11 protein-coding genes are annotated in these 13,486 nt (G+C 41.7%); 4 read left to right on the forward strand and 7 right to left on the reverse strand.

Features of this window, described 5'->3' with window-relative positions; genetic code table 11:
- Positions 1–33 precede the first annotated feature (33 nt).
- The 3 genes from V7K45_RS24150 to V7K45_RS24160 all read left to right on the forward strand — a co-directional run bounded on the left by V7K45_RS24150 (position 34) and on the right by V7K45_RS24160 (position 3,533).
- On the forward strand, positions 34–855 hold the full coding sequence (locus V7K45_RS24150) for an acyl-CoA desaturase (RefSeq protein ID WP_335007493.1): 822 nt from the start codon (positions 34–36) through the stop codon (positions 853–855).
- Between the two features lie 324 nt (positions 856–1,179).
- On the forward strand, positions 1,180–2,232 hold the full coding sequence (locus V7K45_RS24155; protein ID WP_335007494.1) for a fatty acid desaturase: 1,053 nt from the start codon (positions 1,180–1,182) through the stop codon (positions 2,230–2,232).
- 221 nt (positions 2,233–2,453) lie between these two features.
- Positions 2,454–3,533: a fatty acid desaturase gene (locus tag V7K45_RS24160; RefSeq protein WP_335007495.1), complete on the forward strand. Its 1,080-nt coding sequence runs from the start codon at positions 2,454–2,456 to the stop codon at positions 3,531–3,533.
- A 242-nt stretch (positions 3,534–3,775) separates the two neighbouring features.
- Here V7K45_RS24160 and V7K45_RS24165 read toward each other — a convergent pair whose 3' ends face one another.
- The 7 genes from V7K45_RS24165 to fdxB all read right to left on the reverse strand — a co-directional run bounded on the left by V7K45_RS24165 (position 3,776) and on the right by fdxB (position 10,710).
- Positions 3,776–4,225, reverse strand: coding sequence for an ArsC/Spx/MgsR family protein (locus tag V7K45_RS24165; protein ID WP_335007496.1), 450 nt, complete (start codon positions 4,223–4,225; stop codon positions 3,776–3,778).
- Positions 4,226–4,431: 206 nt separating this feature from the next.
- Entirely contained in the window at positions 4,432–5,043 is a 612-nt protein-coding gene (locus V7K45_RS24170; RefSeq protein ID WP_335007497.1) for a cupin, read from the reverse strand.
- 342 nt (positions 5,044–5,385) lie between these two features.
- Complete coding sequence (locus V7K45_RS24175) at positions 5,386–5,871, reverse strand: hypothetical protein (RefSeq protein ID WP_335007498.1); 486 nt, start codon at positions 5,869–5,871, stop codon at positions 5,386–5,388.
- 215 nt (positions 5,872–6,086) lie between these two features.
- Entirely contained in the window at positions 6,087–6,686 is a 600-nt protein-coding gene (locus V7K45_RS24180) for a cytochrome c oxidase subunit 3 (protein ID WP_335007561.1), read from the reverse strand.
- A 469-nt stretch (positions 6,687–7,155) separates the two neighbouring features.
- Entirely contained in the window at positions 7,156–8,844 is a 1,689-nt protein-coding gene (gene ctaD, locus V7K45_RS24185) for a cytochrome c oxidase subunit I (RefSeq protein WP_335007562.1), read from the reverse strand.
- 98 nt (positions 8,845–8,942) lie between these two features.
- A complete protein-coding gene (locus V7K45_RS24190) occupies positions 8,943–9,953 on the reverse strand; it encodes a cytochrome c oxidase subunit II (protein WP_335007499.1) in 1,011 nt (336 codons plus the stop codon).
- Positions 9,954–10,416: 463 nt separating this feature from the next.
- Positions 10,417–10,710 (reverse strand): ferredoxin III, nif-specific, encoded by a 294-nt coding sequence (gene fdxB / locus V7K45_RS24195; protein ID WP_322694743.1) that lies wholly within the window; start codon positions 10,708–10,710, stop codon positions 10,417–10,419.
- Positions 10,711–11,768: 1,058 nt separating this feature from the next.
- Here fdxB and V7K45_RS24200 point away from each other — a divergent pair.
- Positions 11,769–13,364: a helix-turn-helix domain-containing protein gene (locus V7K45_RS24200; protein WP_335007563.1), complete on the forward strand. Its 1,596-nt coding sequence runs from the start codon at positions 11,769–11,771 to the stop codon at positions 13,362–13,364.
- The last annotated feature ends 122 nt before the right edge of the window (positions 13,365–13,486 follow it).

Consider the following 13,486-nt stretch of genomic DNA (forward strand, 5'->3'; position numbering starts at 1 on the left):
ACTAGGCTGGAAAATTCAAATTCAGGTTACTGCATGACAATTGCTACTTCAACCAAACCTCAAGTTAACTGGGTTAATACCCTGTTTTTCATTGGACTGCACATCGGCGCTTTATTTGCCTTTGTTCCTGGGAACTTTAGCTGGACAGCAGTTGGCGTGGGTTTCTTGCTGTATTGGATAACAGGTGGTTTAGGAGTTACTCTCGGATTTCACCGCCTTGTTACTCATCGCAGTTTTCAAACTCCCAAGTGGCTAGAGTATCTTCTGGTTTTCTTTGGCACACTCTCGTGTCAAGGAGGCCCAATTGAATGGGTCGGGACACATCGCATTCATCATTTAAACTCTGATACTGATGCCGATCCCCATGATTCTAATAAAGGCTTCTGGTGGAGCCACATGGATTGGCTGATTCACTACTGTCCCGCTCACGCTGATGTTCCTCGTTTCACCAAAGACATTGCCGAAGACCCAGTTTATCAGTTTTTAGAAAAATATTTCATTCTGATCCAGGTTGCTCTAGGCGTATTGCTTTTGTTTCTAGGTGGCTGGTCATTCGTTGTCTGGGGAATTTTTGTTCGCATTGTCTGGGTTTACCACTGCACTTGGTTGGTGAACAGCGCGACTCATAAATTTGGCTATCGGAGCTATGATTCTGGCGATCAATCGACTAATTGCTGGTGGGTAGCCGTACTGGTTTTCGGTGAAGGCTGGCATAATAACCATCATGCTTTTCAATACTCAGCTCGTCATGGGCTGGAATGGTGGGAAATCGATTTAACCTGGATGACAGTTCAATTGCTACAAGCAGTTGGTCTGGCTACTAATGTAAAGTTGGCCCCAACAAAAAGTAGTTAGAGGTAGAGACGCGACGCTAGTCGCTACAACGGGGGAACCCCCCTTCGGGTTCGGGGGTTCGCAATCGACGGGAACCGCCAAGACTGCGACCCCCTCACCGCAACGCGCTGGCTCATTAATCGCGTCTCTACAGGAGTTAGGATGTGTAGCCTTTTTAACTCATAATTCATCACTTCTAACTCCTAACTTTTCAAAAAGCTATTTACTTACGGGTGCGCTTGTGTCGGTTAGGTTGCTATAATCCGAAGCGCTAATGTGAAGAATTTTTGCGGCAAGTTACTTTTTGGTGACTTGGTGGAGGAGTTTGTTGTTTTTTAGGTGTCCATGACTACATCAATAATTAATAGCCAGAAACTAAGTGATGAGCCTAGTAATTCCGACTTTCGGCTCAAAGATATTGTCAAAACCCTGCCACGCGAATGTTTTCAGCAGAACCGTCGCAAAGCTTGGACACAAGTCCTGCTGAGTGTCTTGGCAGTCGCCTTGGGCTATTACAGCCTGATTATCACTCCTTGGTTTCTTTTGCCCCTAGCTTGGATTTTTACGGGCACTGCTTTAACAGGTTTTTTTGTAATTGGCCATGATTGCGGTCATCGGTCTTTTGCCAAACGTCGTTGGGTAAATGATTTGGTGGGGCATTTCTTCATGATGCCGTTAATTTACCCCTTTCACAGTTGGCGGATTAAGCATAATTATCACCATACTCATACCAACAAACTGGATGAGGACAACGCTTGGCATCCAATCCAACCAGAAGTGTTTGAAAATTGGGATAAAACCCGACAGTCTGCTTTTGAACTGTTCATGCGTAAACGGTTCTGGTGGGTAGGTTCCATTGGACATTGGGCTGTGGTGCATTTTGATTGGCGGAACTTCAAAACTAAAGACCAATCGAGTATCAAGCTTTCTGTGGCTGTAGTAGTTGTGTTTGCTGCGATCGCTTTCCCGCTTCTTATCGCCACAACTGGTATCTGGGGCTTTGTCAAGTTTTGGCTAGTACCCTGGATGATTTACCATTTTTGGATGAGTACTTTTACTATTGTTCACCACACTGCCGCAGATGTTCCTTTTGCGACAGCCAACAAGTGGAACGAAGCTCTAGCACAGCTATCTGGAACTATTCATTGTGATTATCCGCGTTGGATAGAAATATTGTGCCACGATATCAATGTTCATGTACCTCATCATATTTCCACTGCTATTCCTTCTTATAATTTGCGGCTAGCTTACAGCAGCATCAAAGAAAATTGGGAGCCTTATCTACATGATGAGTGTCAGTTTTCCTGGCCTTTAATGAAACAGATTACAGACCAGTGTCAACTATACACAAGTGATATTGGCTATAAGACTTTCGACGAATATTATACAGAGCGATAAATAGCGCTGTGACTACACTCACGCTCTTGAACTCAACGAGAGCGTTTATTATGCTGTGTTGAAATAGAATTTGGCGACTTTTTACTAACTAAAAATTGTTAGGTAAATTGCCAAAAATTATCTTCTTTGGTGTTAGCGATCGCTAATTTCGTGGGCATCCTAGAGGTGAGATTATCTTGTCTCAAAATCAAGTTCCGATTTATATCTAACAAAAGAATCCAGTGCAATTAGATACCATCAGTTTCAACAATCCTCTTAGCGGTGAAACGTCTGAGGATACAACTAAATTACCTTTCACTCTTCAAGATTTAAAATCTGCAATCCCTGCTGAATGCTTTCAGCCCAATGTAACAAAATCACTTTTTTACTTCTTTCGTGACATCCTGATTATCGGTCTGCTTTATGCAGTAGCTAATTACCTGGATTCTTGGCTTTTCTTCCCGATTTTCTGGCTAATGCAAGGAACGATGTTTTGGGCTTTGTTTGTAGTCGGGCATGACTGCGGACACCAATCTTTTTCTAAGCAGAAATGGCTCAATGATTTGATTGGACATCTTTCTCACACACCAATACTTGTTCCTTATCATGGTTGGCGGATCAGCCACAGAACCCATCACAAAAATACTGGCAATATCGATAACGATGAAAGCTGGTATCCTGTGACAGAATCACAATATAAGGAGATGCCCTTAGCCCAAAAGATCGGCAGATATTATGTTTTTCTATTGGCTTATCCTGTGTATTTATTTAAGCGTTCTCCTAATAAAGAAGGCTCCCATTTTATACCCAGTAGTTCACTTTTCAAGCCATCAGAAAAATGGGATGTCCTCACTAGTACTGTACTTTTGATTGGCATGGTAGGTTTGCTCGGTTTCCTCACCTACCAATGGGGTTGGATGTGGTTGCTGAAATATTATGCTGTGCCCTACCTTGTGTTCATAGTTTGGCTAGATTTGGTGACATTCTTGCACCACACTGAGCCAGAGCTTCCCTGGTATCGTGGAGAAGATTGGACTTTCCTGAAAGGCGCAATTTCTAGTATTGACCGTGATTATGGTTTGGTTAATCATATTCATCACGATATTGGTACTCATGTTGCTCACCATATATTCCTTAACATCCCTCACTACAATTTACTGAAGGCAACTGAGGCAATAAAACCAGTGATGGGTGAGTATTTCCACAAATCGGAAGAACCTATTTGGAAGTCATTATGGCGTTCATGTGTCAGCTGTCATTTTGTACCTGATACTGGTAGTAAGGTTTACTATACATCCAATAACAAGTTAGCTAAACACTAGAGCCAATTTCAAAAGCCCTCTCCCAAGCTTGGGAGAGGGCTTTTTATTTATGCAAGAAGTCTAATAGACCTCTTGGCATTTGTGCTTTTTGCAAGAGGGGGAAAAGGGAAAAGGTTAAAGGGGAAAGGGACTTTTGCAGAACCTTTTCCCCTTCCCCTTTCCCCTTTTCCCGACAAATGCCAAGAAGTGTAATAACTTAAACTGGCTTGTTGATGTTGTTCACCATGATGGTTACAGCCATCTTAATGATTATGGTGATGATGACCAGGCCCGTGGGAGCAGTTTTGCAAATCTTGCTTCAAAAGCTTGTCGCTGATTTCTTGCAAGGATTCATCCACAGCTTGTAAGCCAATCCAAGTATCAATCTTTTGGACATCAAATCCTACCTCACGGCGATCGCCTACTTCTAACAAAGGACGGCGAATTAACAGTGGTTCTTTCAGCATCAACGTCAAAGCGGTTTCGGCATCGATTTTTTCAGGAACCACCTCACCAGATTTTATCTTGGGAGCGGAAAGATTAAACCATTCGGCTACGGGGCGATCGCCAAAAAAAGAACGCAAGCGCTCAACTGTCCAAGGTTCTGTTAGCAGATTGTGTGGTATCACTTCATGACCGGCAGCTGTTAGCAAAACTTTTTGCTTAGTACCACCTTTACAGCCTGGTTTGCTATAGAAAATTACTCTTGCCATTTAACTACCTCTTAGTAGAATACGATTCGTTTATGTCTTGTTCCCAGTCTCCGACTGGGAATGCTGTCCTAGAGGCTCCGCCTCCCTTGCTGGCGGCAGAGCCGCAATTGAAGTGCATTTCCAGCCCAGAGGCTGGAAACGAGATTTGAAAAGGCTTTCAGCTTAAGTTGACACCAATGACGGCTGTGTGCGCCTACTGCGTGATGCTAAAAGTTTTTAGCACTATACTTAATCGGGTCAAACTCAAATCTCTCATTCGGATCGGTTTCACCGTAGATATTAAAAGTCACAGTTGGTTCATCACCCACTGCTTCTACACAGTGAATTGCATCCGGGGTAAAGCTAATAATATCTCCTGGAAATAGAGTTAGCTCTCCCGTTTGTTCAATTTTGTCCTGAAATTCTGGGCTATTAGTGCGTTGCCAAAAAGTATTTTTTTCCTGACCTTTTAACACCGCAACTATTCCCCACGTCCCATGATTATGAATGTTTGAACGGGTTCCCGGTGCAAAGGTTACTGTTTGCACAGTTAAGGGAAAACCCAATTCATCGTATAGGAGTAAAACAGAGGTTCCTGTTTTGGGTGAAGGCTCTAAATGTTGACTTCGTACCCAGTAGGAATTTACTATTAAGCGCCTTACGAGCATCCGAATTTCTGGCAGACAACTGACTTCATCATCTGCACTATTGAGAACATCTTCCACCTCAGTTAAAAATCGATAGAGGCGGTAATTTTCTCTTAATAAATCCCATGCTCTTACAGATTTACAAGCTTGATGCTGACCATCCCCCGTTAGTAGCCAATCCCTACCTTTCATAACTTTTAAATTGATAACGGATAAGATTGGACGATCAGGATCGGAGAGACATTAGGTATATTACCTACAGGAAATTGAGTAGGTATCGTGATAGGAGGAAAGATAGAGTTACTATCAGTAGATGCTCCTAATAGGGAGTAAGAGGAATACGATCTGGTAGATAACCAATTGTTCATGATTTTTCACAAAAAGGGCATTCATTGGGCATTGGACATTGGGCATTGGTTATTTCACAGACGCGATTAATGAGCCAGCGCGTTGCGGGGGTTCCCCACGTTGTAGCGACTGGCGTTGCGTCTCTACCCACCCCGACTCTTTCTTGTCAAGAAGTGCATTGACTAATTAATCATCTTCTTCTGCTGGACGTGTCAAAATATCCAGGAGAATTCCGGCACCAAAATCATGCTTTTCGTCTATCTCTTTGACTTTGGTGCTGATTTCTTTTGCTTCTTCAATTTCTCCTAACTTTGCTAGTACTAATCCAGAAGCAGCATAAGCATTTAAGTACAATCGAATTTGTGGTTCTTCTTTGCGATTGACTAGTATCGGCTTAAGTTGCTCCCAGTCATCAGGAAATTTTTCTAGTTCTTTAATTTTATCTAATAATTTGATTGTTGTTTGTAGTGCAAGAGAATAATTATTTTTATAATAGAAAAATCTATATGCTGCTACCAAGACATCTGTATTTTCACCAGTTTGTGCTAGAGCTTGTTGAATATATTTTTCGGATTCTGATGTGTTGTCCCAGTTTTGTGCAGCTAAAATTAATAAGTTTTTAATGTCCTCTGGAACCTGGAACCATGAGAATTGATTTGTATTAGCTTGCATAATAAATTCCTAGAGAGTTAGGAGTTAGGAGTTATGAGTTATACCATTTTGGATTTTAGATTTTAGATTTTGGATTGTGAAACATCCATTGGATAAGTGTCTCAGTTTTCCAGCTGTCTAATCATTTCTCAAATTGGTATTAGAAGTTGTGAATTACGAGTTAAAAGTTATAAATTCTTAACTCTTCGCTTCTGGCTCCTCACTCCTAACTTTTGTTAAAACAAAGTGAGAATGTACACCAAGGTGAATAATACAATCCAAATAATATCTACGAAGTGCCAGTAAATTTCTGTCATTTCGATGAAAGTATGATTGGTTGCAGAATATTCACCAGGAAGACGCGATCGCCACAATGCACGTAATATCAATAACAGTCCCACAAAAACGTGCAAACCGTGGAATCCTGTCATGATATAAAAGCAGTTGGCAAAGACGTTGGTAGTCAGTCCGTATCCTAATGTTGAATACTCATAAACCTGACCACCTAAGAAAATTGCCCCCATGAGTGCAGTAATTGCATACCACAGTTGCATTCCCTTAACGTTATTCTTTTTAATCGCCGTATCACCGAAGTGAATCACGAAACTACTAGACACCAGAATAATGGTGTTAATTGTCGGCACAAGTAGTTCTACTTCGCTTCCTTCTGGAGGCCAAACTGCTGTAGTACCTCGGAAAAATAAATAGGTGGCAAAAAATCCTCCAAACATCAGGGATTCAGAAGCGAGGAATGTCAAAAGTCCCCAAACTCTTAAATCTGGATGTTCTTCGTGTCCTGCACTGCGATCTTCGCTTGTGGTTGTAGCTATAGTCATAGATTTTTTGACAATATTATCCACTGTGTCTGTTGTGGAAGGTTGAATGAAGAATGAAGTCTGAGGCGGCAAAATTTTCATTCTTCATCCAAAATCCTTGTTGAACCGGACTCTTCACTTGTTCAAGAATTCTCAAAATCCCAAGTTCCGAGTTCTGAAGCTGAAGTTTCGAGTTCTGAAGCCCAAATTCCGAGTTCTGAAGCCCAAATTCCGAGTTCTGAAGCTCAAATTCCGAGTTCTGAGCTAGAAATTTCGAGTTCTGAAGCTCAAATTTCGAGTTCTGAAGCTTAAATTCCGAGTTCTGAAGCTGAAGTTTCGAGTTCTGAAGCTCAAATTCCGAGTTCTGAGCTAGAAGTTTCGAGTTCTGAAGCTCAAGGTTCGAGTTCCAAGCTCAAAGTTCCGAGTTCTCAAAGCAAATGACTAGAAATTGCAGTCACCTTAACAGCGATCGCATCACTCACTCTACGAACTAAGCACTAGCTTCCGGCGTCGCTGATGACTGTAATTCAGTTCTATGCTCCTGACCGTAGTCATAAGGACCATGAGTGACAACCGGCAACACTTCCCAGTTTTCAATTGCAGGTGGTGAGCTAGTTGTCCATTCTAAGGTCAAACCTTGCCAAGGATTATCACCAGCCAAAGGCCCTTTCAGCCAACTGTAGATCATGTTGATGGTGAAAGGAATTACCGATACCGCCAAAACAAATGAACCAAAGGTACAAATTTGATTGAGGTCGATAAATTGGGGGTCATACATTGCCACTCGTCGCGGCATTCCTTTTAAACCCAACTCGTGCATGGGTAAAAAGGTCAGATTAGTACCGATGAAGGTAAGGGCAAAGTGAATGCGTGCCAAGTTTTCATTCAGCATTCGTCCGGTCATTTTGGGGAACCAGTGATAAATGCCGGCGTAGATGCCAAACACGGAACCGCCAAACAGAACGTAATGGAAATGTCCTACTACATAATATGTGTCGTGGACGTGAACATCAAAAGGGGCTGTTCCCATCGTCACACCACTTAAGCCGCCCATGACAAACATTGATAACAAGCCAATGGCGAAAAGCATCGCACCTGTGAAGCGGATTTTACCACCCCAAAGGGTAGCAACCCAAGCAAAAATCTTCACGCCAGTGGGAACTGCAACTATAAGAGTGGAGATAGTGAAGAACATCCGCATCCAGCCAGGTGTGCCACTGGTGAACATGTGGTGTACCCAGACGAACAAACCGACAACGCAGATGGCTACACTAGAATAGGCGATCGCTTTATAACCAAAGATTGGTTTGCGGGAGTGAACTGGAATTACCTCGGACATGATGCCGAAGATGGGCAGAATCATTAAATATACTGCCGGGTGAGAATAAAACCAGAATAAGTGTTGATAAATTACAACGTTACCGCCTGCATCTGGTTTAAAGAAGGAAGTGCCAAAGTTGAGGTCAAACAACAGCAGCACTAAACCGGCTGCTAATACAGGTGTGGAGAGGAGTGCCAGCAGAGAAGTAGCCAAGATTGCCCAACAAAACAAGGGCACTTGATCCCATTTCATGCTGGGAACCTTCATCATCAAAATGGTGATGACAAAGTTCAGCGAACCCAAGATTGAGGAAGTTCCCACCAAAACGATCGCAAGTATCCACATACTTTGAGCGATTGGTGCTGTCACTAAGCTCAAAGGTGGGTAAGCTGTCCAACCAGATTGGGAACCGCCGAAAATGAAACTACCTAATATGAGCGCACCGGCTGGGGGATTTAACCAAAAGGCGATCGCGTTCAGCTTTGGAAACGCCATATCCCTGGCACCAACCATCAAGGGCACCAAATAGTTACCAAATCCCCCAATGGCGCTTGGGACAATCCACAGGAAGATCATGATCGTCCCGTGATTGGTCATGAAAGCGTTGTACAGATTGGGGTCGAGTACGTCTGCATCTGGTGTTGCTAATTCGACACGGAGAGCAACAGCCATCAACCCGCCGATGAGATAGAACACAAACGCCGTCACTAGGTATTGGATACCAATAACCTTGTGATCGACATTAAATGTAAAATAGTCCTGCCATTTCCACGCCTTCGGATGAGAGGTGTGGCTAACCACCATTTTCGGTTTATTTTCTTCTGGTGGAGTATTCCGTGGAAATTCTACCTGCGTCATATTTTTATCCTTTGTCATTTGTCATTTGTCTTTTGTCCTTAGTCTTTTGTTTTTTGTCATTTGTCAGTTACCAATGACTAATGACCAATAACCAATGACTAATGACTAATGACCAATGACTCTAAAGTTGCTGCACTAATTCCCATTTCATGGGTGTGGGGCGCGAGAAACTCTGATGTTGATAAGTCGGCTGGATTGACTGCAACGACTTGATTTAGGTTTTGTTGTTGAGCAATCTGGTTTTCTGTCCGCCAGCTATCATATTCTTCTGGTGTGTGGACAATTACCTGTGTCCGCATTGAACCGTGATAACCACCGCACAACTCAGCACAAACTACGGGATATGTACCTGGTTTGGTGGCGACAAATCGTAGTTCGGTAGGGATACCGGGTAGTGCATCTTGCTTCAACCGGAAATTTGGCACCCAGAATGAGTGAATTACGTCTTGTGCTGAAAGGTTGAGTTGCACATCAGCACCAACGGGTATGTGCAATTCCCCAGAGCTAATGCCACTATCAGGGTAATTAAATAACCAGGCGTACTGTATGCCTTTGACATCAACAACTAAGTCGGCTGGTTTGTTTAAGGTTTTGGGAGACGCGCCAATGCCAATTGTCGGGGCTATTGCTGGGGCAGTTGTTGCTTCAGAAGCATCGCTGAGTGTAGCTGCGTAGGCGTAGCCCGCCGTAGGCATCGCACTTCCCGACTTATGAGCAACATGAGCAGCTGAATGAGGATGACCAGCAGGCTCAAAACCGCCCATTTGGTTAAAAACATCTACGCTGTAGATGCCCAAACCGAGGACAATCACTGTGGGAATTGCTGTCCAAAAGATTTCTAAGGGAACGTTGCCTTCTATTGGCAAACCATCGGTATCATCACCGCGACGGCGACGAAACTTGACCAAAAAAACTACAATTGTTCCTTCTACCACCAAGAAGAGTGCGATCGCAATGGTAAACATGACATTGAAAAAGCTGTCTACCAAAGGCGCTTGTAACGATGCCTGCACCGGCATGAGAGTGTGGTTGTGACCGATCCAAATACTGGTTGCTGTAACTACTATGCCAGCAACCAGAGTCCATAGTGAAACAGGAACTTGTTGCATACATGCTACCTGTGTAAACAGTCTTTTGAGGTGTTATTTTCTGAGAATTGGGCATTGGGCATTGTTACCTATTTCCCATTTTCTATTTCCTTTTCACTTATTAACTTTCTAACGTGCAGCCATAAAAAATGGGGGAAACTTCCAGATTTTTTCCATATCTTTCCCCCAAAAAATGACAAATTATAGTTGAACTCATACCACAAAGTTAGCCCCCTGCTTTTAGAAAAGCTAGTTGTTCTAAGAGGGCACTGTTAGTCCTAATATTGATTAGGCTATATTAGCAGCAAGTTTAAATTTGTTAATAGCTAACATTTTGCGATTTACGGATTTGTTTACTGTGAACTTTTTATTAGTTCCAGTAAGTATTGACTATTCCCCTCAAGTTACCTTGCCTAGCGCATTTGCGCTTTATTCAAACAGTGCCTCCTTCGACGAACAACAATTTTGACTAACTCCAAAAACCTTAATTATTTAAAGCAACGTGGGTGTAGCAGTTCTTTGGACAAATCCGCGAACAAGCTTCACAACCAATACAGTTGTCTGGAGAAGTAACTGCCATTACTTTCCGTTCAATTTCTTCATCATCTTCATCTTCCACAAATTCACCTTCTTCATTGAGTGCCTTCAAACCAAGCACATTGTATCCGCATACCTTAATACATCTGCCACAGCCGATACATTTGTCCTTGTCGATTTCCTGAGCAAATTTTGGTGTCCATGCCTTACCGCCAAACGTCAAACCTGTTAGTTGTGCCATGAATAAATCCTCGGCAATTTTGCCTGTTAATCTGTTTGTGCATTAATCATCATATTATCCTAATCTTTTATTGTTTTGTATTCAAAACTTACTTTTATCACATCAGTTTTCGATGACTCTGAACACAATGCCAAATTGTTTTTCATCTCAATTTATAGATAAAAGTTATTGCAAATCATTCTTATGAATATTTAGTATTCTTCGTTGACATACTTTACATGGAAATGCATTCATTGAATTTCTGACTAGAGGCAGCAGCCCAAAATTGGCAATTTCCATACAGAGGATAAGTAAAAAGTCGAGGATTTGAAACCTATACAGGTGAGTAAAGCCTTATGTATATGTGGTTTATACCTGCCGATCTAACTATTATTTACAGCAAATGCAACTATATCTCTAAGAGTAATGATATTTTTTTTCAAATATTTATAGACTTGGGCAAATAAATTTAGATAAACAGTATATACCTATACCAAAATAAATGTTCGCCATTGACATTTTGATATATGCAATATGTATTTTAGAAAGCAACAATTTTCAAGTTAGTTTGATTTAAATATTTAGATAAATGATGACAAAAGGAATATTTTTATTTCATCTGAATAGACATAATTAATTTATAAAGGAACTGTAAAGTTTATGGCAGAATATGATCGTGCCTTAAATATTAAAATTATTAACAAATCAGAGGAAGCTCAAGTATAGGAGGCTCGAAGGTTTACAAAAAATACTTTGTGTAAGGTTTTATCGTCAAAGCTAAAATGTTCAGTAAGTACTAAATTAAATAAATGTTAACTTTTTTTTATAAGCTCAATACGAACAAATTAATCATTTTTATCATGAAATGTATAGTTAATAAGAAGTTTTATTAGGCTATTTTTGAAGCAAATAGCTTGCAGTTGAATACGAATTTGATAAGTGGATGTGGGAATTGAATGTGGTGAGAAAAGATTATTCTCACTAGAAATATCGTGTGGTAGCGAGTCATGAATAAACAGGACTCATCCAGGGGAGACCTGAGCCAGACATCTCAACGATTAGAGTGGGAAAAGAGCCAAATGCCTTATACAATTCCTAACAACAGTTGCGTTGGATGTGACAACTGCCGCCCCCAATGTCCTACGGGTGCAATCAGAATAGAGGACAATGAATACTGGGTCGATCCTGGTCTTTGTAATAATTGTGAGGGCTATTATTCAGAACCGCAATGTGTAATAGCTTGTCCAACTAATTCTCCTATTCCTTGGCAGGCGAAAAAGGGAAGATGCAAAGTTGAACCAAGAGATGCTAGCAGCTTAGACTTATTTTCTAATGGCAAGAATAATCCATTTGCTTCAGCGATCGCAATTTGGGAAGCTTGTAATGTATTAGCGCAGCGCACATCCCTACACTGGGAAACCGATGAAGAAGGGTACATCAGTTACAGCCGACAAGTCAATCAAGGCCGAGGTGCGATCGCTTTTCATATCCAAGATCCCTTTAAAGTTAACGACAAAGCCACAGATATAGCAGCAATTGAGGGGCTTGACATCAGAGCCGCTTGCATACATCTAATTTTTGCAGCTTATGCCACAGCCTTAGAGCAACCTTGGGAGCAAGAATTTGCGATCGATGAGCGACAAATCGAGAAATATTTGGGGATGGAGAAACGCAAAGACTTGAGCAAAGCTGCCAAGCTAGCTTTAATGAAAAATATAGTTCAGCAAGCTTGCTCTCTAATTATCTCCATTGACTGGCCCCAACAAGGTCGAATTAACGGATTCTCTCTTGTCGGCAGCCGCTTATGGCATTTAGTAGATATTCAGCACCACTTCCAGGAAGATAATCTCGGATGCAAATATCTGATTGGGCTAACTTTTAAAGTAAAAGCAGGCTTATGGGCACAATATTTCTTAAATAAACAAGCGTGTAAAGAGCGAACCGCGTTCTATCAATACGGTAGTCTACCCAAAACGCTGCTAACCACAGTCATGAGTATTTGGCAGCAACATGAAGGCGCAGTTCGACTAATGCTGTGGTTGCTGTTTAAAACCAAAATGGGCAAAGAACAACGCATCACCATTCCTACCTTGCTGCGTATTGCTTATGGTGAAGAAAAAGTCGCCCTTGCATCCAGACAACGGGAAGAACGCAAACGTCTGCTGCGAACCTTTGAAAGCGATTTAGAAATTCTCAATCACTATGGAATGAAGCCACTTTTCGATCCAGTTACTTATCCACCAGAAATTCAACCTTTATGGGCGAAATTAATCGATCTTCCCGAAGATCCAGATGAAGCATTAGAATTTTGGACTAATGACGGTGGTGCTGAAACTCGCCTCACAGACACAGGCCCCCGTGGTAAATGGAATCTGTTAATGAATGCGCGGATTTTGGCTTTTGAACTCCCGCCAGAATGGGAACAGCAAATCTCAGAATCAGAAAAAAAGAAAACAAGAACTGCTAAAGCCAAAAAGAAACCCAAAGCTACAAACGATTTGCTAGGCGAACAGATTTTGCAGGCGCGAAAAAATTTGAATCTTTCCCAAAGAGAATTGGCAAAACTCACAGGTAAAAGCCAAAGCTGGATTCGAGATATCGAGAATGGTCGTTTAAAAGCCAAATTAGAAGACCAAGTACTGTTACGAAAAGTCTTAAATATGGCTTCATCTTGATTTGGAATTTAAACGCAGAAGGACACAAAGATTTTATTACGAATTTGTGTAGCGTTATACGAAATACAGCATTTGATTAATTCGTAGCGAACTAAATTTAGCAATACTCTGCGTTACTCTGC

The organism is Nostoc sp., assembly GCF_036917375.1.
GTDB lineage: Bacteria > Cyanobacteriota > Cyanobacteriia > Cyanobacteriales > Nostocaceae > Nostoc.

Bases quoted from the DNA above. Each gene is read 5' to 3' on its own strand.
- V7K45_RS24165 (WP_335007496.1), bottom strand. From the start codon at position 4,225: ATGGCAAGAGTAATTTTCTATAGCAAACCAGGCTGTAAAGGTGGTACT.
- V7K45_RS24155 (WP_335007494.1), top strand. From the start codon at position 1,180: ATGACTACATCAATAATTAATAGCCAGAAACTAAGTGATGAGCCTAGT.
- V7K45_RS24180 (WP_335007561.1), bottom strand. From the start codon at position 6,686: ATGACTATAGCTACAACCACAAGCGAAGATCGCAGTGCAGGACACGAA.
- V7K45_RS24200 (WP_335007563.1), top strand. From the start codon at position 11,769: ATGCCTTATACAATTCCTAACAACAGTTGCGTTGGATGTGACAACTGC.
- V7K45_RS24150 (WP_335007493.1), top strand. From the start codon at position 34: ATGACAATTGCTACTTCAACCAAACCTCAAGTTAACTGGGTTAATACC.
- fdxB (WP_322694743.1), bottom strand. From the start codon at position 10,710: ATGGCACAACTAACAGGTTTGACGTTTGGCGGTAAGGCATGGACACCA.
- V7K45_RS24190 (WP_335007499.1), bottom strand. From the start codon at position 9,953: ATGCAACAAGTTCCTGTTTCACTATGGACTCTGGTTGCTGGCATAGTA.
- V7K45_RS24170 (WP_335007497.1), bottom strand. From the start codon at position 5,043: ATGAAAGGTAGGGATTGGCTACTAACGGGGGATGGTCAGCATCAAGCT.
- ctaD (WP_335007562.1), bottom strand. From the start codon at position 8,844: ATGACGCAGGTAGAATTTCCACGGAATACTCCACCAGAAGAAAATAAA.
- V7K45_RS24175 (WP_335007498.1), bottom strand. From the start codon at position 5,871: ATGCAAGCTAATACAAATCAATTCTCATGGTTCCAGGTTCCAGAGGAC.